We start from the raw sequence: 21,404 nt of genomic DNA on the forward strand, positions 1-21,404 counted from the left end.
CAAAAATACCGAGCAATTGCTCGGTATTTTTGATATGAACTCAGAGAGTTAATCCAATCCCAAAACTTTACGACCATTAATACTGGCAATATTCACCATAGCGTCTAAATCAGGGAAGCGGCAACCTGCAGCCAGCAAACTTAATTCTTGCCACATATCCCCTTCACACAACGGCACCATGTAATCACAAATATTATCCGTGCCAATCGCTACCGTGATACCTTCCGGAATCATTTCATCAGCCGGTGTTAACGCATTATGGAAAGGCATAAGTTCTTCTTTACGATTACTATCAATCCACGCCATCGGGCAAGCAATCATCATCATTTGCGCTTGGCGCATTTTTTCATAGAGACGATAACGATACTCTTTGGAATGTGAACCGATAGAAATCCCGTGAATCGCCACAACACGTCCTTGCATCCCATGTTCAATGGTTTTGTCACATAGTTGTTCGGTTTCAATTTCGGTTGGCGAGTTAAATTGGTCCACATGCACATGGCACATAATCCCTAAAGATTTCGCCTTATCCAACAAAATATCCATCGCTTCCAAACCGCGACCATAGTCTAGCTCGTCGCGATAGGGCAAACCGCCGATCATATCGACCATTTCAGAACCAATATCAAACCATTTACGTGCTGTTGGCTCAATCACGCCTTTTAAGGTTTGGTTAGCGAATTTCAATACGATGTCATGTTTATACACTTCACGGGCTTTATGTGCCGCGATAATCGCGCGGTCTTCGCACACCGGGTCGATATCAACAAAGGTTCCGAAAGCCGTTACCCCTTGAGAAATCATTAATTCAATAGATTGGCAGAAACGGGCATAGTAATCATCCACGGAAGACGTACGTTTTACTTCATCCACCAAGTCCCATTTTTGTTGTAAATTGCAACTTTGGTAAATGCCAATTTTTTCCGGCGTCATAGTAAAAGCACGATCCGCGTGGGCATGAGCATTTACCCAGCCCCCTTTTTTGATGATTTCATCCCGAATATAAGTTTTAAAACTACGAACGTGATTTTTGGTCATAACGACTCCGTAATGAGTAAGTTTTGGAAACGGGCAGGGAGCAAATAGAAAAAAATCCTCATGAAAGAGGATGGCTTATTAATTGAAAATAGAAAGAGGTTCAATGATAATTCATTGAAATAACGAACAATGTTATGAAAAATTCTCAGATTTTTAATTAATAACATCTTATTTGTCCTGATGGAATTGCGCGCTAGTATAAAACTCGCTGCTACAAAAATATAATTGATTTTAGCTATCGGTCAGCGACTATTTCATCATTTTTCTAAAAAAGAACGCTCCTGACTAAAGGCGTCTAAAAACAATCCTAAAGGCGGTCTTTCAGATGACATTTTTTGATAAGTGCGGTCGTATTTTTCATAGTTTCCACGATTATCAATATGATATTGCGTGCCATCCGGTTGAACGATCACATTCCAACGATAATTAGATACCAAAACCCAATCCACACTAGAAGTAAGATCGAACAAATCTCGCCCTTGTGCATAATCAGCAATCGGATTTTTCACTTTAAAAATATGCTTCATTAAAGCCGGCACTAAATCCACATGTGAAGTTAACTTGGAGATTTTCCCGGTTGCCAAACCATTCCAGTGAACAATCATTGGCACTTGTACTTCATCACGCGAAAAATAATTCGTTTCTTCTTTTTCTGATAATTTTTTGAACGTATAGCCATGCTCAGCGGTAATAATCACAAGGGTATTTGGCAAATTTAACTCGGGCAACAACTGTCCTAATGACGCATCAATATCTGCCAGCTGCTGCTCATATTTCTCTTGCGTAAGATTGGGTTCGATATTCAAGCTTAAATGCCCCCAAAACGGTTTATTCTGCGTTTTTGCGGTATCCAACCAACGCGTGAAAGAACGAATCGCGGCCTGATTACCATTCTCCGCAACAAGCTTCGTTTTTGGATAAATGGCACGACGGAAAATACCCGCATCCATCTTTTTAGAAGAAAACACGCCTTGCGCATATTGTTGTTGTGTTAAACGTTCCACTAACACAGAAGGGGTTTTATTGCTGAGCAAGCTGTCGGTATAACTGCCATTGAGGCCATAAAACAATCCGACTAGCCCTGTATTATCGTTATTTCCACTGCTGTAATGATTGATAAATTGTGTCGAATTCTCTGCAAATTGTGCCAAATTCGGCATTTTTTCCGCATCTATCACATCATGTCGTAAACCGGAAAGCGTAATTAAGAGGATATTGGTATTTTCCTGTTGCTCAGCAAAGACTAACGGGTTTTTCGGATAGTCGATGGCTAAGGCATCTAATCGCCCCTCTTGTGTGAGACGTTGTGCATATTCTGCTTTATCTAAGAAACCGTGTTTCTCTAAAAAGGAACGTGCTGTCATCGGATAAGACAAAGGAAAATTAGAACGTTGCATGGTGATAGGACGGTATAAATAGGCATCTGCCCATGCATAAATTAGGTGAGTTGCACTAAAGGTGCAAACAAAAAAGACGCCCACTGCTTTTAGCCATTTTTGGCGTTCTAAGCTACGCAGTTTTTGCCAAGACCAGCGGGAAAACAACATTTGCACCAATAAAATCAATGGCATCGGCACAAAGAAAATTTGCCAGTTGCGCGATAACTCTCCGTTCTCCGGGTTAACTAAGAGATTCCAGACTAATGACGACAAGTGCAAGTTAAAACGCAAGAATACTTCGGTATCCACCAACAACAAAGTGTTGCCAATCGTTGCAAGAATGACCGTCAGTCCACGAAAAGTGCGGTGGTTTTTAACAATGAAACTGAGCGGAAAAATGACTAGCAAATAAAAGGCGAAAACAATAAAACTAAAATGCCCAAGTAAGCTGATAAAGAAGTAAATTTTGCCGAATAACGTATCCGGCCAATCAATGATAAACGCATAACGGGCACCAATAAAAACAGCCCAAAGAATATTAAAAAAAGCAAACCAGTGACCCCAAGAAATTTTCTGTGAGGTTTCTTCACGATATTGTCTGCTTTTAAATGTCCACATACGCTAATTATTTTGCCGTTTTAATAGAGTTGAGTAAGGCGTCAGAAAATGCTTGCGCTAAGACTTGTTGTTGCTGTTTGCCCACGCTACCGGTAAGTAAATTTGTGGTCATGTTACCGAGAACAATTAAGGATAAGTCTAGAGGCGCCTGATGTTTCTCAAGCACTGCAATCATGTCATTTAAGATCGCATCAATTTGTTTATCTTGATATTTAGATTGGATTGCCATAGTGATAATTTACCGGTTTAAAATGCCGTTTATATTAACTGATAATTGCGCTAATCCTAACATATTTTGTTAGTTCTGTTAAAAAGTGCGGTTATAATAGCAGAAATTTTTTAGAGGCAAATTTATGAGCATTACCGTTAAACAAATGATTCTTCATCAAGTTGTTAAATCTAATGAAGAAGCTGAAAATTCTCCTCAATTAACCGCTGTTTTGCGGGAACAACTACTCGCTATCACGCCTGAAGTGGAACAAATGATGTTACAACTTCATCAAGGCTATCAAAATAAAGCCAAAGGCTATGGCATCTTTCAGGAATCATCTATTTTTGCACAAAGTTTGAATCGTTTATTGGAAAATGAATTAGACTTTCTGCCTTTTAGTCATGAATCAACACATTTACTCATCAACGAATTAAGCAAGTATAACTTTGCTGATAACGGTACATTGGTGCTGTGTCAGTACAACTTTTTAGCCACCGACTATTTATTTATCGCATTGCTAGATAGCCGAATCAGTATGCTAGTTAACGAACAGTTAGAAATTCAACGTACAGAATATCTTGATATTACCCAATTCGACATTGCTGCCCGGATTAATTTGACGGATTTACAACTGAATGCAAACTCAAACCGCTATTTAACCTTCATTAAAGGTCGCGTTGGACGGAAAATTGCTGACTTTTTTATGGATTTTCTTGGTGCAGAGGAAGGATTAAATCCGCAAGTACAAAACCAATGCTTATTACAAGCGGTTGATGATTATTGTGTTCAAGGCGAATTAAACCGAGAGCAAACGCAAGCGGTGAAAAAACAAGTATTTGAATATTGCAAAGGTCAATTAAACAGTGGAGAAGAAATTGAATTAGCGGAACTTTCCAATAAGCTGCCGACTCTAAACCAGCAACCTTTTATGGCGTTTACCCAAGAACAAAACTACGGTCTGGAAGAAAATATTCCGCCGGTACGCACCGCACTTAAATCGTTGACCAAATTTTCCGGCTCCGGCAAAGGCGTTACCATTAGCTTTGATGCCGAATTAATTGATCAGCGAATCATTTGGGATGAGGCAGCCGATACTTTAACCATCAAAGGGCTTCCACCGAATTTACGGGATCAATTACAGCGCCGGTTAAAAGCATTGAATTAATTTGGCAATGCACTAAACTTTCAGTATGATCATTGCAACTATTTACAGAGGATAAAAAGCAAAAATGCAATTCAAATCTGTTCTAACCACACTCATTTTGGCACTCAGCGTAACTGCCTGTTCGAGCGTTAACAAAATTGTTTATCGTATTGACGTGCCGCAAGGCAACTACTTGCAAGCAGAAACTGTGGCTCAAGTTAAGACCGGTATGACAGCACAGCAAGTTCAGTATTTGTTAGGTACACCGGTTCTCATCGATCCATACAGCAACCAAACTTGGTACTACGTTTTCCTACAACAAAAAGCTTATGAAACACCGGAACAACATACATTGGTCGTCAACTTCGACCAAGGTGGTATTGTGACTAATGTCGATTTAGATAAACCATTACCAAATAGCGGCCAAGTAGAAGTCAATAATACGATTATCAACGGACCAAGTGCTCCCTCAAAGAGCTGGTGGAAATTCTGGTAATAGTCTTAAAGTTTCATCGTATAGATTGACATAAACACGGTTTTCTTTATGCCCAAAATCTTACTTGTCGATGATGATACTGAATTATCTGAATTGCTCGCCAACTTCCTGACATTGGAAGGTTTCCGGGTCACTATCGCAAAGACAGATCAAATAGCACAGCAACTTGATCTGTCTTACGATCTTATCTTATTAGATGTGATTGCTCCCACATGGAACGGCATCGCAACTCTCAAACAAATCCGGAAACATTATTCCACACCGCTTATCATCTTAAACGCCCAAAATGATGCGATGAGTCGAATCCTGTACTTAGAGCTGGGTGCTGATGACTATTTAGTAAAACCTTTTAACGCGCATGAACTCATTATCAGAATAAAAATGCTTTTGCGTCGAAGTGGGCAACAAGCCAACTTTATCGAACCGCATTCCGCAACATCAGAACAAATTAAATTTGATTTATTGACGCTCCATCCGGAAACCCAGCAACTTTTTTTTGGTAGCACCCCAATTGAATTAACCCATACTGAATTTGCGTTGCTTCTCCAATTCGTTAAACGCCCGAATATATTGATGACTCGTGAAGAATTAAGTGTGGCGATCCTCAATAAGCTGTTAACGCCTTTTGATCGTGCCATAGATATGCATATGTCCAATTTACGCAAAAAATTGCCTAGCCGAGAAAATGGCTTACCTTGGTTTAGAACCGTCAGAGGCAAAGGGTATATTCTGCTTAAAAATAACTAAAATTCCGCTCAAATAGACCGCACTTAAAAAGTTTCCATCAAAAAAAAGAACCCTATCGATTTCTCAATAGGGTTCTTTTTTATAACTAAATACCTAGCAATTAATGCAGGGATGTCACCACAACCATAAAGCCTTTCAATACGGCGGCATTCACTAGGTCAATAAAGAATGCACCAACCATTGGTACGATTAAGAATGCTTTGTGTGATGGTCCAAAACGGCTCGTAATTGCTTGCATATTTGCAACAGCAGTTGGTGTCGCACCAAGACCGAAACCACAGTGACCTGCACTTAACACAACCGCATCATAGTCTTTGCCCATCATGCGATAAGTCACATAGATTGCAAATGCGGCCATTAAAACAACTTGAACAGCTAAGATTACCATTACCGGTAATGCCAAGCCGGCCAATTGCCATAATTTCAAAGACATTAATGCGATAGCCAAGAACAGAGACAACCCAACGTTACCTAACACATCAACAGCCGCATCCGCCACATTAAATTTGAAGATGTGCGTTAAGGTGTTGCGAATGATTACCCCGGTGAACAAACACCATACAAAGGTAGGTAATGCAAGTGCGGTGCCTTTTGTTTGCGCATCTAAGAATTGCCCGATAAGTAAACAACACGCCAACATAGTGATGGTTTCAATTAATGAACGGGTATTAATTTTACGTTGGAAAGTCGGGTGTTCAAACGCTTCTTGAATGTCGCTATTGTCTTCATTTTCCGGGCTTTCATCACGGTGCATTTTTTTCAATAAATGACGCGCTACCGGCCCACCGATAATACCACCGGACACCAAACCAAATGTCGCACAGGCCATAGCAAGCTCTGTCGCACCTTGTAAGCCAAATGTTTCAGTAAAGGTTTTGGCCCACGCTGCACCTGTACCATGACCACCGGTTAAGGTAACCGAACCGGCAATCAAACCGTAAGCAGGATCAATCCCAAGCAACAAAGAACCGGCAACACCGACTATATTTTGTAATGCAATCAAAATCCCTGCGGCAACCACAAAAATAATTAAGGGTTTTCCACCTTTAATCAAACGGGCAAAGTTAGCACTTAAACCGATAGAAGAGAAAAAGACTAACATCATCGATGTTTGTAAACCCGTATCAAAGGTAAAAGAAATACCCCAACCTTGATATAATACCGTTAAGATGATCGCGACAAGAAAGCCGCCAACAACAGGTTCCGGAATATTGTAGTTTTTTAATAGGGAGATACGTTTTACTAAAAAGTATCCTAGCAAGAGCACAAATCCTGCTAAAGCAAGAGTTTCATAGGTATTAAAATTCATAGAATAACCTCTTTATGATGATTATTTATACAAAATCATTACTAATGATTTGATATAAAATAAATTTATGCGAAGGATAAAAATTTCTATCAATCACAAAAGGAATTTAAATTTAACAGAAAAAAAACATTGCTTCTACAAAAAACTCAAAAAGATTTTATCAAGTTCTAACTATTTAGCCAAAATGTGACCGGCCCCTCATTTACTAGACTCACTTGCATATCCGCTGCAAATCGGCCGCATTCCACTTTCACTTTTTCACCGCACTTTTGTGTAAAATATTCATAAAGTTCGTTTGCTAACGATGGTGTTGCGCCTTTGGAAAAACTCGGGCGAAGCCCTTTTTGGGTATCCGCCACCAAGGTAAATTGCGACACCACCAAGACTTCGCCAGCCACTTGTTGCACGTTCAAATTCATCTTGTCATCTGCATCGCTGAAAACACGATAATTCAGGACTTTCTCCGCCAACTTATCTGCCTTTTGTCGGTCGTCATCCTTTTCCACGCCTAACAGCACCAGCAGACCTTTGCCAATTTGCCCAACGATTTCACCGTCAACTTCCACTTTTGCACTGGAGACGCGCTGAATTAATGCGATCATTTTGTTTCCTCACTTTGTTCTAAATTCATCATTTTTTTTGACCGCACTTCTGCCAACACAGCGGCTAATTGCGCGCCGAGCAACACGACCGTCCAGCTTAACTGAATCCACAGCAACATAATTGGCAGGGTGGCCATCGCACCATAAATTAATTGATAAGACGGGAACGTCATGATGTACCAAGCAAACGCTTGCTTACCCAAGGTGAAAAACACCGCGGCAATCAACGCACCGGCAGCGGAATGTTTGATGCTGACTTTTTTATTCGGCACCACCATATAAATCATCGTGAAAATAAACCACGTGGATAAAAACGGCACAAAACTTAACAGTTTCAGTCCAAAAGAAAAGCTGGCTGCGCTCTCAAACATGGCTTTAACATAAGTGCTGGCAGCGATACTGACACCCACTAACAGCGGGCCAAGTGTCAGAATCAACCAATAAATCGCAAAAGACGTAAAAATCGGCCGCGTGCCGGTATCCTGCCAAATGCTGTTTAGCGTGCGATCGATAGAATTAATCAACATCAGTGCCACGACAATCAAGCTGATAATCCCCACCGCACTCATTTTTTTGGAATTATTCACAAATTCATCAATGTACTGACCCACCATATCACTTGCCGACGGGGCAAAATTGGTGAAAATAAACTCTTTCAACGCACCCGTTACTTCATTAAACACCGGAAATGCCGAGAAAATAGAAAACACCACCATAATCAACGGCACAATGGCAAGCATGGTGCTGTACGTTAAATAACCGGCAGCTTGGGCTAATTTATTCTGATTAAAACGCTGCCAAAAGACCGCACCAAACGTTTTCCACTCACTCATAAAAAGCCTCCGCAACAATGCTTAAATTTTTTGCCGGAACCACACACGCAAGGTTGTTTCATCGTCGGCAGTGGCACCGTTGGATCGACAAAATACCAACGCCCGTCAATTTTCACAAAAATCGACCGCTCATGATGCGTCTGTTCCCCTTCCTCACCTTGAAAAACGGCGTGAAATTCCACCGCACTTTGGGTTTTCGTTAAGCTTTCCGTGTTCAAAATTTGCAATCCCAACCATTGTGTTTCCTCCGCCCATGCTTCAATGGCTTGTACGTTGAGTAGCGCCTGTTGGTTCGGCACGGTAGTGTCCACAATATAAGGCACATTTTTCAACACATAAGCGGCATAGCGAGAACGCATGAGTTGCTCAGCAGTTTCAGGGAATTGGGCATGTGTATGAAAACGCCCACAACAATCCCCGTAAGATTTATTCGATTGACAAGGGCAAGCTGAATCTAAAAGTGCGGTCATGTTTAACTCTGTTTTTCTTGTAATTTCATCAGTTGTGAATTTAACGAACGCTTAAAGGCCGGTGCCAACACCTCAAGCGCCAAGGCTTGTTCTAACTCGTCCGTGTGTTCGGGGGCTGACAATAAACGGTTCAAATGGCGAATGGTAAATCCAGGATGCGGACGGCTCAACAATACCAGCTGATCACCTTTATGAATTACGCCAGCTTGTACCACCCGTACATACCAGCCCGACCAACCGGAACGATACACGGTTTGTTGTGTATTCGAATTATTGGTATTTTTTGACAAGCGCTCACAAGGTTTACGCGGCTGCGACACTTCCACCACACAAGTACCGATTTGAAAACGGTCTCCCACACATACGGAATCTTCGTTCAATTCAGAAACCACAAAATTCTCGCCGTAAACCGCCGTACCTTGGTAAGAAAAATTTTCATCCAATAACGCATTTAACGCAGGGAAAGAATCTGCCGACATAAAAAAAAGCGCCTTATCCACGCCGCCGTGATGGGCTTTTAATCCCACATCATTGCCTTCCGCACCGAGCGAATGAATATTCACAGCTTCTACCGGTAGCTTGCGAATAGCACTTTCATATTGCGATCCATCGGCAAAGGTCAATTGTGCAACTTCCCCAATTTTTATGATTAAAACTTCTGCTTTTGACATACCTCACTCCAAATCACGCGAATAAATCAATAAACTAATAAAATGTGGCTGATTATAACGTAAAAACACTGAATTTTTTGACCGCACTTTGTTTTTTAAATATCATGCCTCGCTTAATACGCAATCAATTAGGAACAAAAAATATGCAATATTTACTCGCCCAAACCAGCCAAAACCAACAACTTGGTATCACCGCGAAAATGGCGAACCGCCACGGTTTAATTGCCGGCGCCACCGGCACGGGTAAAACCGTGACATTACGCAAAATGGCGGAAGCCTTTAGTGACGACGGCGTACCGGTGTTTTTAGTGGACGTGAAAGGCGACCTTTCCGGCTTAGTGCAACCGGGTGCGATGCAAGGCAAAATCGCCGAGCGTATCGAACAATTCAATTTAGGCGGCGAAAGCTATTTGAGCGGCTACCCAGTCTCCTTCTGGGATGTGTTCGGTGAAACCGGCATTCCGCTCCGTACCACCATTTCTGAAATGGGGCCATTGTTGCTCTCCCGTTTATTAAATCTTAACGCAACGCAAGAAGGCTTGCTCAACCTCGTGTTCCGTGTGGCGGATGACAAAGGCTTATTGCTTATCGACCTAAAAGACTTGCGTGCCATGCTGAAATATGTGGCAGAAAATGCCAAAACCTTCCAAGTGGAATATGGCAACGTGTCTGCCGCCAGTGTGGGCGCCATTCAACGTGCCTTATTAACCTTAGAAAACGAAGGCGCGGCAAATTTATTCGGTGAACCGGCACTAAACTTAGATGACTGGCTACAAACCCGTGACGGCCGCGGCGTCATCAATGTGCTTAATTCGGAAAAATTAATTAACTCTCCACTTATGTACAGCGCGTTCTTGCTTTGGTTGATGGCGGAATTATTTGAACAGCTACCGGAAGTGGGTGACCCCGACAAACCAAAATTCGTGATGTTCTTTGACGAAGCGCATTTGTTGTTTGACGGCGCACCAAGTGTGTTGGTGGATAAAGTGGAACAGGTTGTGCGTTTGATTCGTTCCAAAGGCGTGGGTATTTATTTCGTGACCCAAAACCCGTTGGACTTACCGGATACCGTACTCGGTCAATTAGGCAACCGCGTGCAACACGCCTTGCGCGCCTTTACGCCACGCGATCAAAAGGCGGTGAAATCAGCCGCAGAAACCTTCCGTGCTAATCCGAACATTAATGTGATTGAAACCATTTCAACACTCGGTGTGGGCCAGGCATTAGTGTCATTCTTAGATGAAAAAGGCATGCCGACACCGGTGGAAATTGCTTACATTTTCCCACCGAAAAGCCAATTAGCGCCGATTACCGCCGAACAACGCACCGCTTGGGTGAAAGACGACGATCTGTATGCCTTCTATAAAGATTATGTGGATAACGAATCTGCTTTTGAGGTATTAAGCCAACAAGCGGATTTATCCGCCGTAGCGCAAAAACAAGCGGAACAAGCCAAGCAGGAAGAAGAAAACGGCATTATGGGTAGTCTCAGCCGCATGATCTTCGGTACGAAAAAACGTGGCGAGCAACTGACTGTGACGGAAGAATTGGTCAGCGGTGTGGCAAAAGCCGTAGGACGTAATATCCGCAGCCAAATCACCAAACAAATTATGCGGGGAATTTTGGGCGCGCTTAAGAAGTAAAATTCATCATAAAAAAAATAACCGCACTTTGATCTGAACAACCAAAGTGCGGTTTCTTTTTCCGCTGTTTTTAGGGGAATTATTCCACCGTGACGGCTTTCGCTAAATTACGTGGCTGATCCACATCGGTGCCTTTAATGAGCGCAATGTGATAGGCTAACAGCTGCATCGGTACCGTGTAATAAATCGGTGCAGTAATATCGTTCACCGTCGGCATAGTGATAATTTTCATGCCTTCCGCTTCACTAAAGCCCGCCTCTTTATCCGCAAAGACATACAACTGACCGCCGCGTGCGCGAACTTCCTCAATATTGGATTTGATTTTCTCCAGTAATTCATTGTTTGGTGCTACCACAATCACCGGCATATCCGCATCAATTAACGCTAACGGGCCGTGTTTTAATTCACCGGCAGCATAGGCTTCCGCATGAATGTAAGAAATTTCTTTTAATTTTAGCGATGCTTCCATGGCTATCGGGTAAAACGCGCCACGACCTAAAAATAACGCATGGTTCTTTTCAGCAAAATCTTCCGCGAGCTGCTCAATGTGTTGATCAAAAGCCAGGGCTTTTTCAATTTCTGCCGGTAATGCTTCTAACGCTTTCACGATCTCCTGTTCCTTCGCAGTCGAGAGCGTGCCTTTCGCTTTACCAACCGCGACCACCAACATTAATAACGCGGCCAACTGTGTGGTAAAGGCTTTGGTAGACGCCACACCGATTTCCACACCGGCACGGGTCATGAAGGCAAGATCCGATTCACGCACCAACGAGGAACTGGCAACGTTACAAATGGTCATCGCAGCCATATAGCCTTTTTGTTTTGCTAAGCGTAATGCCGCCAAAGTATCAGCGGTTTCACCAGATTGAGAAATGGTGACCAATAAACTGTTCGGGCGGGTCACAAACTTGCGATAGCGAAATTCGGAGGCAATTTCCACATCGCAACTGATACCGGCCAAGCTTTCAAACCAATAACGTGCCACCATACCGGAATTGTACGAGGTGCCACAGGCCACAATTTGAATGTGTTCTACGTTCTCTAAAATCGCTTTCGCCCCATTGCCGATGGACTCAATGACTAAATTATCATGCGTCAAACGCCCTTGCATGGTGTTTACCAGTGCGGTCGGTTGTTCGTAAATTTCTTTCTGCATGTAGTGACGGAATTTTCCTTTCTCTGCCGCATCATTCTCAGCATTGGAATCATTCATACAACGTTCCACTTTATTACCATCGCGATCGTAAATATCCACAGAACGGCGAGTAATTTCCGCAATATCACCTTCTTCTAAATAAATAAAACGACGAGTGACACTTAATAATGCAAGTTGGTCTGAGGCGAGGAAATTTTCACCGATTCCTAAACCAATCACTAATGGGCTACCGGAACGAGCCGCCACTAAATGTTCCGGATGCATGCGATCCATCACGACCATGCCATACGCGCCGGCCAGTTGCTTCACGACTTTTTGTACCGCAACCAATAAACTTTCTGTACTGCGCATTTCCCATTCCACCAAATGCGCAATCACCTCTGTGTCGGTTTGAGAAGTAAAAATATAACCACGGGATTTTAGCAATGTCCGTAATTCTTCATAATTTTCGATAATGCCGTTATGTACCACGGCAAAATTACCGGAAACGTGCGGGTGCGCGTTATCTTCCGAAGGGGCGCCATGAGTTGCCCAACGGGTATGCGCAATGCCCGTGCCCCCAATAATTGGCGATTTTTCTACCGCCTCATCAAGTGCTTTAACTTTACCTAGACAACGAATACGTCGTAATTCGTGCTGTGCATCCACCACGGCTAAACCGGCAGAGTCATAACCGCGATACTCAAGACGATGTAATCCGTTAATTAAAATTTCTGCAACATCACGTTGAGCGACTGCACCGACAATTCCACACATAAATTTTGCTCTCCTAAATTCAATTTAAAAAAACACTCATCAAAACAACCGCACTTTTAAGCACAAATGACTTCCACGCCATGTGCCTCTATGCGTTTTTTACTTTCTTCCGACAACAAATTGTCCGTAATCAATACATCAATTTGTTGCCATACCAATTCAACGTTAGGCATCTTTCGACCAATTTTTTGTGATTCCACCATCACAATCACTTCACGAGCCACCTCTGCCATCACTTGACTTAAGCCAACTAACTCGTTAAACGTTGTCGTTCCTCGATCAAAATCAATCCCATCAGCCCCAATAAACAACTGATCAAAGTTATAGGAACGCAATACTTGTTCCGCAACTTTACCTTGGAAAGATTCTGAAGCCTTATCCCATGTTCCCCCCGTCATTAATAAGGTGGGCTCATTTTCGAGGGAACGGAGTTCGTTAGCCACATACATAGAGTTGGTCATCACCACCAATCCCTGTTTATTATTCAACTGTTTAATCAATGCCGCCGTTGTAGTACCACTATCAATAATAATGCGGTTGTGATCTAAAATACGTTCTGCTGCGCGTTTAGCAATGGACAACTTTCGTTCCGAAAGAAAATCCTCTTGCTCATCTTCAATGAGTTCTTGCGGCATTAATATCGCCCCACCGTAACGGCGCACTAAAAAACCATTGTTTTCTAACACCGTTAAGTCTTTACGAATCGTCACTTCCGATGTATCAAACAATTGGACAAGCTGATCAACGCTAACTTCTCCGCGGTCCAGTAATAATTGCATGATGCCGTGGCGGCGTTGTTGGGTATTGCGAGGCTGAATGTGTCGTTTAGTCATTTCCAAACCAAAATAGTTCCAGTTAAATTTCGGTTCGAAAGTTTATAGCCATTTAGAAAGGATGTAAATAAAAAGATAGGCAACAAAAAACCCTGTTTACGGGAAACAGGGTTTGAAGATTAAATATCAGAACTAATTATTTAACAGCATCTTTTAATGCTTTACCAGAAACGAATGCTGGCACTTTAGAAGCCGCAATTTTGATTTCTGCGCCGGTTTGTGGGTTACGACCGGTACGAGCTTTACGCGCGTTTACTTTAAATGTACCGAAACCGATTAATTGTACAGCTTCACCTTTTTTCAAACTACCGGTGATTGCGTCTAAAGTTGCTTCTAAAGCTGCTTTAGCTTGTTTTTTATTTAATTCAGCTGCGCTTGCAATAGCATCAATTAAGTCTGTTTTGTTCATGGATTAGTACCTTCTTTTTAAGAAATTTAACAGTGGCTGAATAAGGATTTTAAGATACCCTATTCAATAAACCAGAATCACTGCAGTGAGTGCAGGCAAAGCTTAATCTAAGTTGCCTTGAAAACAAAGCACGATTTTTAATTTTTGTGTAAAAAATCACACTATTGGTCAATTTTTATACAAATATTAGAAATTCCCACCTCACGCAACTCATTTTTTAAATCAGCGATCAAATCAACGTCGTGTTTTTCAGCCTCTTTCAATGCTCGATAAATCTGCCATTGCACATCTAATTCCTGCTGAATTTCTTCCGTTTCCTTTAGTTCTGCTTCGGATAATTCACGGCCATTTTGCTCGACCAATAAATCAGCAACGGTTTGCAAAGAAAGTTCACTCAACTTAACTGCTTGAATACATGAATCACCAGCGATAATCGTATGTAATACTTCACATAATGCTTCACAAGCATCCAATGCAGGAACCACACCGTAAAAATCATAGTCATTCACATCGGGAATAATGTTTTCTAACTTCTCTAACTGATTTTCAAAATTAATTTTGGCATCTTTAACCGTTAAGTATTCCCACACCAAATTCAAAATATTGTGATACACCTTGGCGTTTTGTGGTTGTTCTGTAATTTGGCAGAATAAATGGTAGTTGGGATACATTCGCTCACACAAACAAGCCATAAATGTCATGTGTTGCCAAGTGGCGAGATTTTCTAAACGTTTCTGAATTGGATTTCGCATCATTTTTTCTCCGCACTTTAGCGATGATAAGGTTTAGAGAGTTGATGTACAGCATCTACCAACACTTTCGGGCTTTCTTCCGGCACATCCTGATGAATGCCATGCCCAAGATTAAATACGTGACCACTCCCTTCACCAAACGCCGCTAAAATTGACCGCACTTCGTCTTCAATTCGGCCGGCAGGCGCATATAATACGCTTGGATCCATGTTGCCTTGCAACGCCACTTTATGCCCTACGCGACGACGAGCCTCAGCGATATCCACCGACCAATCCAAGCCCACGGCATCACAACCGGTATCGGCAATGGCTTCTAACCATAATCCGCCACCTTTGGTAAATAAGGTGACCGGCACACGACGCCCCTCATGATCGCGAATCAAACCATCTACGATTTTGTGCATATAACGCAAGGAAAACTCCGGATATTCACGATGCGCCAACACGCCGCCCCACGTATCAAACACCATGACCGCCTGGGCGCCGGCTTTAATTTGCGCATTTAAATAAAGAATCACGCTGTCTGCCAGTTTATCTAACAAGGCGTGTAATAAGTGCGGTTCGCTATATAGCATTTTTTTAATTTTCGTAAAGGCTTTAGAAGAACCGCCTTCTACCATATAAGTGGCCAATGTCCACGGGCTCCCGGAAAAGCCGATGAGTGGCACTTCACCATTGAGTTCACGGCGAATCGTGCGCACCGCATTCATCACATATTGCAGTTCTTGTTCCGGATCCGGAATAGGTAAATTTTCCACCGCACTTTTGCTATCAATAACCCGTTCAAATTTCGGCCCTTCACCGGCGCCAAAGCTTAAGCCGAGTCCCATGGCATCAGGAATCGTTAAAATATCGGAAAATAAAATCGCGGCATCCAAAGCATAACGGCGCAACGGTTGTAATGTCACCTCACAGGCCAAATCCGCATTACGACACAAGGACATAAAATCACCGGCTTGCGCACGAGTGGCCTTGTATTCCGGTAAATAACGCCCCGCTTGGCGCATCATCCAAATCGGCGTCATATCCACAGGTTGACGTAAAAGGGCTCTTAAATAACGGTCATTTTTTAATGTACTCATAAAACCTCATGATTTATTTTTATCTTGTTGACATAAAACAAGCGTTGCTTCAATTAATTTACGCGCAATAGTGCCATGTGGTGGCAATTCCGGCAAAGGCTGTTCACAATCAAACCACTGTGCATCGTAAATTTCTTCCGGTTGGATGTGAATTTCTCCTGCTGCGTAATCAGCCAAAAAGCCCACCATTTGCGAATTAGGAAATGCCCACGGCTGATTGCCAACATAGCGTAAATTTTTCACTTCAATCTGTGTTTCTTCCCAAACTTCACGGTGTACAGCCTCTTCAAAGGTTTCACCCACTTCTACAAAACCTGCCAGCGTCGTGTACATGCCGCCTTTGTGGCGCATATGATTTGCCAACAAAATTTGCGAACCTCGCCGAACGGCAACAATCACACAAGGGCAGATTACAGGATAAGTACGAAAGCCGCAAACTTGACATTGTACTGCCCACTCATCCGATTTTTGTTCGGTTTTGCCACCGCACTTACCACAAAATTGGTGCGTTTGGTAAAAATGATTTAATTCAACGCCACGAGCAAGCAGATTAAATTGTTCCTGCGGCAATGACAGCAGATCACGTAAGGAAAAATACACACGCGCATCATTCAGTTGATGCTCCACGAGATATAACGGTTGCGCTGACCACTCCCCAAGAAAAAGCGCATGATGCCCTGTTAAACCTAATTCAGCCGCAGAACCAAAAGGAAGATTGCCATCAACAAGATGTATGGTAGAACCCTGTGTAAAAAGCCAAAAACCCTTGTCTTCAGCTTGAATTAATTTCATTTTTTAACACCCGTTTAAATACGTGAAAAACGCTTAAATTTTCCACCGCACTTTGTTGTTCTGAGAAGAAAAAAGTGCGGTCATTATAAAAGGTATTTTTTCATTTAGCGAATCATGCCCATAAAAAAACCCGAGGTTTAGCTCGGGTTTTTATACGAGGGAATATTATTCCGCGTGCTCGTCATCTTCTACCATGTTTAACATTTCAGTTAAGCTGGCGGAAGCATCTTCAGAGGTCATAACGAATTCAGAAGCAATTTCTTCTTCATCCACGGCCGATAGTCTTACCGGCACATCTTCATCAGCGATAACCGCTGGGTTTTTGTGACGATTTTGGTGATACGCAAAACCGGTACCCGCCGGGATCAGACGACCCACGATGACGTTTTCTTTCAAACCGCGTAATTCATCGCGTTTACCTGCTACCGCTGCTTCCGTTAACACACGAGTGGTTTCTTGGAAGGATGCCGCAGAGATGAAGGACTCGGTTGCCAAGGACGCTTTGGTAATACCCAATAATTCACGTTCAAATTCCACCGGTGGTTTGCCTTCCGCTTCACGTTTACGGTTAACGATTTTCACGCGAGCTACTTCCACTTGTTCCCCTTCAAGGAATTCGGAGTCGTAAGCTTTGGTAACAATCGCTTTACGCAACATTTGGCGTACGATAACTTCGATGTGTTTATCGTTAATTTTTACCCCTTGTAAGCGGTAAACTTCTTGGACTTCGTTAACGATATATTCGGTTACCGCGTGTACACCGCGTAAACGTAAGATGTCATGTGGTGTTTCCGCACCGTCGGAGATTAAATCACCGCGTTCTACCATTTCACCTTCGAATACGTTCAATTGACGCCATTTTGGAATCATTTCTTCGTACACTTCGCCTTCTGCCGGAGTAATCAACAAGCGACGTTTACCTTTGGTTTCTTTACCGAAGGACACGATACCGGAGATTTCCGCTAAAATCGCAGGCTCTTTCGGTTTACGCGCTTCAAACAAGTCTGCCACGCGTGGAAGACCACCGGTAATATCTTTCGTTCCCACGGATTCTTGCGGAATACGTGCTAACGGATCACCGATATGCACTTCTGCGCCGTCATCTAGGGTCACGATAGCTTTACTTGGTAAGAAGTATTGCGCTACAACATCAGTACCCGGAATAACAATATCATTACCTTTGTCATCAACCAATTTAATCGCTGGACGTAAGTCTTTACCTGCTGTCGCACGTTCACCCACGTCTTGCACCACGATAGAAGAAAGACCGGTTAATTCGTCGGTTTGACGGGTAACAGTTAAACCGTCCACGATATCCACGAATTTTACAAAACCGCTTACTTCAGAGATAACAGGCATAGTATGCGGATCCCAGTTAGCAATGGTTTCACCGGCATTCACATCTTGCTGATCGCCTTTGTTCAAAATGGCACCGTAAGGCACTTTATAGTGTTCTTTCGTACGACCAAAGGTATCCACAACGGTTAATTCGGTATTACGAGATGTTAACACTAATTTGCCTTCATTATTGGTAACGAATTTCGCATTGGCCAAACGCAATGTACCGTTGTTTTTCACTTGTACGCTAGACTCTTTGGCTGCTGCAGACGCCGCACCACCGATGTGGAACGTACGCATCGTTAACTGTGTTCCCGGCTCACCGATAGATTGTGCCGCAATAACACCCACGGCTTCACCTTGGTTAATCAGGTGACCGCGCGCTAAGTCACGACCGTAACATTTCGCACACACACCGAAGTCGGTATTACAGGTTACAACAGAACGTACTTTCACGCTGTCCACGGAGTTTTCGTCTAACACATCACACAATTTTTCATCTAATAATGTATTGCGTGGAATTAACACTTCTTCTGAGCCAGGTTTTAAGATGTCTTCAGCAACGACACGGCCTAAAACTTGTTCGCGTAGAGGTACTTTTTCATCGCCACCTTCGATTAACGGAGTCATCACGATACCTTCGTGTGTACCACAGTCATCTTCTACGATAACGAGGTCTTGCGCTACGTCAACCAAACGACGGGTTAAGTAACCGGAGTTCGCTGTTTTCAACGCAGTATCCGCCAAACCTTTACGCGCACCGTGGGTGGAAATAAAGTATTGTAAAACGTTCAAACCTTCACGGAAGTTTGCCGTAATCGGCGTTTCGATAATCGAACCGTCCGGACGCGCCATCAAACCACGCATACCCGCTAACTGACGAATCTGAGCCGCAGAACCACGCGCACCGGAATCCGCCATCATGAAGATGCTGTTGAAGGACGCTTGTTTTTCCAGTTTCCCTTCACGGTTAATGACTTCTTCCGTAGAAAGGTTTTCCATCATGGCTTTAGCAACACGTTCGTTGGCGGCAGCCCAAATGTCGATCACTTTGTTATAACGTTCGCCGGCAGTCACAAGACCGGATTGGAATTGTTCCTGGATTTCAGCCACTTCTTCTTCCGCTGCAGAAATAATTTCGTATTTCTTCGCTGGAATGACCATATCATCGATACCAACAGAAGAGCCTGACCGTGCAGCATAAGCAAAACCGGTATACATAATATGGTCTGCAAACATGACGCTGGCTTTTAAACCTAAACGACGATAGCTTTCATTAATTAATTTAGAAATCGCTTTTTTACCAAGTGTTTGGTTAAACAAGCTAAACGGCATACCTTTCGGCGCGATCATCCATAAAATCGCACGGCCGATAGTGGTATCGGTTAACGTCGTTTTGGATTCAAACTCACCGGCTTCGTTTTTCACATACTCTGTAATACGAACTTTCACGCGAGAATGTAATTCTGCTTGACCGGTACGATAGGCTTTTTCTGCTTCACGCGGGTCTTGCAATAACATGCCTTCACCTTTACCGTTCACTTTTTCGCGGGTCATGTAGTAAAGCCCCAACACCACGTCTTGTGACGGAACAATAATCGGATCACCGTTTGCCGGAGAAAGGATGTTGTTCGTAGACATCATTAACGCACGCGCTTCTAATTGCGCTTCCAACGTTAACGGTACGTGTACCGCCATTTGGTCACCATCGAAGTCCGCGTTGAACGCCGCACAAACAAGTGGGTGTAATTGAATCGCTTTACCTTCGATTAAGATCGGTTCAAACGCTTGGATACCCAAACGGTGCAATGTTGGCGCACGGTTCAATAGAATCGGGTGTTCACGAATCACTTCAGCCAAGATATCCCAAACGATGGCGTCTTCACGCTCTACCATTTTCTTCGCGGCTTTAATCGTCGTTGCATAACCACGGCTTTCTAATTTCGCATAGATAAACGGACGGAATAATTCCAATGCCATTTTCTTCGGCAAACCACATTGGTGTAAACGTAAGTATGGACCCACGGTAATTACTGAACGACCGGAGTAGTCAACACGTTTACCCAACAAGTTTTGACGGAAACGGCCTTGTTTACCTTTAATCATATCCGCTAATGATTTTAACGGACGACGGTTAGAACCGGTAATTGCACGACCGCGACGACCGTTATCTAACAACGCATCAACGGACTCTTGTAACATACGTTTTTCGTTACGCACGATAATATCCGGTGCGATTAAATCTAATAAACGTTTTAAACGGTTGTTACGGTTGATGACACGACGGTATAAATCGTTCAAGTCGGAAGTCGCAAAACGACCGCCGTCTAACGGCACTAACGGACGTAAATCCGGTGGAAGCACCGGTAATACGGTCATCACCATCCATTCCGGTTTATTGCCGGACTGTAAGAAGGCTTCCAATAATTTTAAGCGTTTAGTGATTTTCTTACGTTTGGTTTCGGAATTGGTTTCTTGTAATTCTTCGCGTAAATTTTCGCATTCCGCTTCCAAATCGATGCCGCGCAATAAGGCTTGAATGGCTTCCGCCCCCATTTTAGCATCGAACTCATCTTGCCAACGGTCTTCCGCGTCAAGGTATTGTTCTTCGGTTAACAACTGACCGCGCTCAAGATCGGTCATACCCGGTTCGATCACAATGTAAGATTCAAAATAAAGCACGCGTTCAATATCACGCAACGGCATATCTAACAATAAACCGATACGGGACGGCAGGGATTTTAAGAACCAAATGTGGGCCACCGGTGAGGCTAATTCAATATGCCCCATACGTTCACGACGAACTTTAGTTTGCGTGACTTCTACGCCACATTTTTCACAAATCACACCGCGGTGTTTTAAGCGTTTGTACTTACCGCACAAACATTCGTAATCTTTTACCGGTCCGAAGATACGGGCACAGAAAAGACCGTCACGTTCCGGTTTAAAGGTACGATAGTTGATTGTTTCAGGTTTTTTAACTTCACCGTATGACCAAGAACGGATCATGTCAGGTGAGGCTAAACCGATTTTAATCACATCAAAATCTTCAGCGGTTTTTGATTGTGCTTTTAAAAACTTAACTAAGTCTTTCACAGATTTGCTCCTGTCGGAGTTAAACTTAT

At 43.1% G+C, this 21,404-nt stretch carries 19 protein-coding genes; 4 read left to right on the forward strand and 15 right to left on the reverse strand.

Features of this window, described 5'->3' with window-relative positions:
• Positions 1–48: 48 nt before the first annotated feature.
• The 3 genes from J5A60_RS08285 to J5A60_RS08295 form a co-directional block, all read right to left on the reverse strand.
• Positions 49–1,038: an amidohydrolase family protein gene (locus J5A60_RS08285; RefSeq protein WP_006719629.1), complete on the reverse strand. Its 990-nt coding sequence runs from the start codon at positions 1,036–1,038 to the stop codon at positions 49–51.
• Between the two features lie 257 nt (positions 1,039–1,295).
• Positions 1,296–3,035, reverse strand: coding sequence for a DUF3413 domain-containing protein (locus tag J5A60_RS08290; RefSeq protein ID WP_212510052.1), 1,740 nt, complete (start codon positions 3,033–3,035; stop codon positions 1,296–1,298).
• 7 nt (positions 3,036–3,042) lie between these two features.
• On the reverse strand, positions 3,043–3,264 hold the full coding sequence (locus J5A60_RS08295; protein ID WP_109128789.1) for a YejL family protein: 222 nt from the start codon (positions 3,262–3,264) through the stop codon (positions 3,043–3,045).
• A gap of 124 nt (positions 3,265–3,388) precedes the next feature.
• Here J5A60_RS08295 and yejK point away from each other — a divergent pair, with 124 nt between their 5' ends.
• From yejK to J5A60_RS08310, 3 genes are all read left to right on the forward strand, one after another.
• On the forward strand, positions 3,389–4,411 hold the full coding sequence (gene yejK / locus J5A60_RS08300; protein ID WP_212510053.1) for a nucleoid-associated protein YejK: 1,023 nt from the start codon (positions 3,389–3,391) through the stop codon (positions 4,409–4,411).
• 64 nt (positions 4,412–4,475) lie between these two features.
• Positions 4,476–4,886 (forward strand): outer membrane protein assembly factor BamE, encoded by a 411-nt coding sequence (gene bamE, locus J5A60_RS08305; protein ID WP_212510054.1) that lies wholly within the window; start codon positions 4,476–4,478, stop codon positions 4,884–4,886.
• A gap of 48 nt (positions 4,887–4,934) precedes the next feature.
• Positions 4,935–5,633: a response regulator gene (locus J5A60_RS08310; RefSeq protein WP_212510055.1), complete on the forward strand. Its 699-nt coding sequence runs from the start codon at positions 4,935–4,937 to the stop codon at positions 5,631–5,633.
• Positions 5,634–5,733: 100 nt separating this feature from the next.
• Here the strand turns inward: J5A60_RS08310 and gltS are convergent, their stop codons facing one another.
• From gltS to J5A60_RS08335, 5 genes are all read right to left on the reverse strand, one after another.
• Positions 5,734–6,942: a sodium/glutamate symporter gene (gltS, locus tag J5A60_RS08315; RefSeq protein ID WP_212510056.1), complete on the reverse strand. Its 1,209-nt coding sequence runs from the start codon at positions 6,940–6,942 to the stop codon at positions 5,734–5,736.
• A 167-nt stretch (positions 6,943–7,109) separates the two neighbouring features.
• Positions 7,110–7,544 (reverse strand): D-aminoacyl-tRNA deacylase, encoded by a 435-nt coding sequence (gene dtd / locus J5A60_RS08320; RefSeq protein ID WP_212510057.1) that lies wholly within the window; start codon positions 7,542–7,544, stop codon positions 7,110–7,112.
• Complete coding sequence (locus J5A60_RS08325; protein ID WP_212510058.1) at positions 7,541–8,377, reverse strand: virulence factor BrkB family protein; 837 nt, start codon at positions 8,375–8,377, stop codon at positions 7,541–7,543. The genes dtd and J5A60_RS08325 overlap by 4 nt, the downstream gene beginning before the upstream one ends.
• A complete protein-coding gene (locus J5A60_RS08330) occupies positions 8,374–8,847 on the reverse strand; it encodes a YchJ family protein (protein ID WP_212510059.1) in 474 nt (157 codons plus the stop codon). The genes J5A60_RS08325 and J5A60_RS08330 overlap by 4 nt, the downstream gene beginning before the upstream one ends.
• A gap of 2 nt (positions 8,848–8,849) precedes the next feature.
• Positions 8,850–9,518 carry an MOSC domain-containing protein gene (locus J5A60_RS08335; protein ID WP_212510060.1) on the reverse strand — a complete coding sequence of 223 codons (669 nt, stop codon included), beginning with the start codon at positions 9,516–9,518 and terminating at the stop codon, positions 8,850–8,852.
• Between the two features lie 143 nt (positions 9,519–9,661).
• Between J5A60_RS08335 and J5A60_RS08340 the strand changes: the two genes are divergently transcribed.
• Complete coding sequence (locus J5A60_RS08340) at positions 9,662–11,161, forward strand: helicase HerA-like C-terminal domain-containing protein (protein WP_212510061.1); 1,500 nt, start codon at positions 9,662–9,664, stop codon at positions 11,159–11,161.
• A 79-nt stretch (positions 11,162–11,240) separates the two neighbouring features.
• Here the strand turns inward: J5A60_RS08340 and glmS are convergent, their stop codons facing one another.
• From glmS to rpoC, 7 genes are all read right to left on the reverse strand, one after another.
• Entirely contained in the window at positions 11,241–13,073 is a 1,833-nt protein-coding gene (glmS, locus tag J5A60_RS08345) for a glutamine--fructose-6-phosphate transaminase (isomerizing) (protein WP_212510062.1), read from the reverse strand.
• Between the two features lie 56 nt (positions 13,074–13,129).
• Positions 13,130–13,906: a DeoR/GlpR family DNA-binding transcription regulator gene (locus J5A60_RS08350; RefSeq protein ID WP_109859786.1), complete on the reverse strand. Its 777-nt coding sequence runs from the start codon at positions 13,904–13,906 to the stop codon at positions 13,130–13,132.
• 136 nt (positions 13,907–14,042) lie between these two features.
• Positions 14,043–14,315 carry an HU family DNA-binding protein gene (locus J5A60_RS08355; RefSeq protein WP_006719659.1) on the reverse strand — a complete coding sequence of 91 codons (273 nt, stop codon included), beginning with the start codon at positions 14,313–14,315 and terminating at the stop codon, positions 14,043–14,045.
• A 161-nt stretch (positions 14,316–14,476) separates the two neighbouring features.
• Complete coding sequence (locus J5A60_RS08360; RefSeq protein ID WP_212510763.1) at positions 14,477–15,067, reverse strand: YjaG family protein; 591 nt, start codon at positions 15,065–15,067, stop codon at positions 14,477–14,479.
• Between the two features lie 17 nt (positions 15,068–15,084).
• Positions 15,085–16,149 (reverse strand): uroporphyrinogen decarboxylase, encoded by a 1,065-nt coding sequence (hemE, locus tag J5A60_RS08365; RefSeq protein WP_212510063.1) that lies wholly within the window; start codon positions 16,147–16,149, stop codon positions 15,085–15,087.
• A gap of 6 nt (positions 16,150–16,155) precedes the next feature.
• Positions 16,156–16,941 (reverse strand): NAD(+) diphosphatase, encoded by a 786-nt coding sequence (nudC, locus tag J5A60_RS08370; protein WP_212510064.1) that lies wholly within the window; start codon positions 16,939–16,941, stop codon positions 16,156–16,158.
• Positions 16,942–17,106: 165 nt separating this feature from the next.
• Positions 17,107–21,375 (reverse strand): DNA-directed RNA polymerase subunit beta', encoded by a 4,269-nt coding sequence (gene rpoC / locus J5A60_RS08375; protein ID WP_212510065.1) that lies wholly within the window; start codon positions 21,373–21,375, stop codon positions 17,107–17,109.
• Positions 21,376–21,404 lie beyond the last annotated feature (29 nt).

Origin of the sequence: Aggregatibacter sp. oral taxon 513, assembly GCF_018128305.1 — a bacterium.
Classification (GTDB): domain Bacteria; phylum Pseudomonadota; class Gammaproteobacteria; order Enterobacterales; family Pasteurellaceae; genus Aggregatibacter; species Aggregatibacter segnis_A.

Coding starts and splice junctions, on each gene's coding strand:
- J5A60_RS08285 (WP_006719629.1), bottom strand. CDS start 1,038: ATGACCAAAAATCACGTTCGTAGTTTTAAAACTTATATTCGGGATGAA.
- J5A60_RS08290 (WP_212510052.1), bottom strand. CDS start 3,035: ATGTGGACATTTAAAAGCAGACAATATCGTGAAGAAACCTCACAGAAA.
- J5A60_RS08295 (WP_109128789.1), bottom strand. CDS start 3,264: ATGGCAATCCAATCTAAATATCAAGATAAACAAATTGATGCGATCTTA.
- yejK (WP_212510053.1), top strand. CDS start 3,389: ATGAGCATTACCGTTAAACAAATGATTCTTCATCAAGTTGTTAAATCT.
- bamE (WP_212510054.1), top strand. CDS start 4,476: ATGCAATTCAAATCTGTTCTAACCACACTCATTTTGGCACTCAGCGTA.
- J5A60_RS08310 (WP_212510055.1), top strand. CDS start 4,935: ATGCCCAAAATCTTACTTGTCGATGATGATACTGAATTATCTGAATTG.
- gltS (WP_212510056.1), bottom strand. CDS start 6,942: ATGAATTTTAATACCTATGAAACTCTTGCTTTAGCAGGATTTGTGCTC.
- dtd (WP_212510057.1), bottom strand. CDS start 7,544: ATGATCGCATTAATTCAGCGCGTCTCCAGTGCAAAAGTGGAAGTTGAC.
- J5A60_RS08325 (WP_212510058.1), bottom strand. CDS start 8,377: ATGAGTGAGTGGAAAACGTTTGGTGCGGTCTTTTGGCAGCGTTTTAAT.
- J5A60_RS08330 (WP_212510059.1), bottom strand. CDS start 8,847: ATGACCGCACTTTTAGATTCAGCTTGCCCTTGTCAATCGAATAAATCT.
- J5A60_RS08335 (WP_212510060.1), bottom strand. CDS start 9,518: ATGTCAAAAGCAGAAGTTTTAATCATAAAAATTGGGGAAGTTGCACAA.
- J5A60_RS08340 (WP_212510061.1), top strand. CDS start 9,662: ATGCAATATTTACTCGCCCAAACCAGCCAAAACCAACAACTTGGTATC.
- glmS (WP_212510062.1), bottom strand. CDS start 13,073: ATGTGTGGAATTGTCGGTGCAGTCGCTCAACGTGATGTTGCAGAAATT.
- J5A60_RS08350 (WP_109859786.1), bottom strand. CDS start 13,906: ATGACTAAACGACACATTCAGCCTCGCAATACCCAACAACGCCGCCAC.
- J5A60_RS08355 (WP_006719659.1), bottom strand. CDS start 14,315: ATGAACAAAACAGACTTAATTGATGCTATTGCAAGCGCAGCTGAATTA.
- J5A60_RS08360 (WP_212510763.1), bottom strand. CDS start 15,067: ATGCGAAATCCAATTCAGAAACGTTTAGAAAATCTCGCCACTTGGCAA.
- hemE (WP_212510063.1), bottom strand. CDS start 16,149: ATGAGTACATTAAAAAATGACCGTTATTTAAGAGCCCTTTTACGTCAA.
- nudC (WP_212510064.1), bottom strand. CDS start 16,941: ATGAAATTAATTCAAGCTGAAGACAAGGGTTTTTGGCTTTTTACACAG.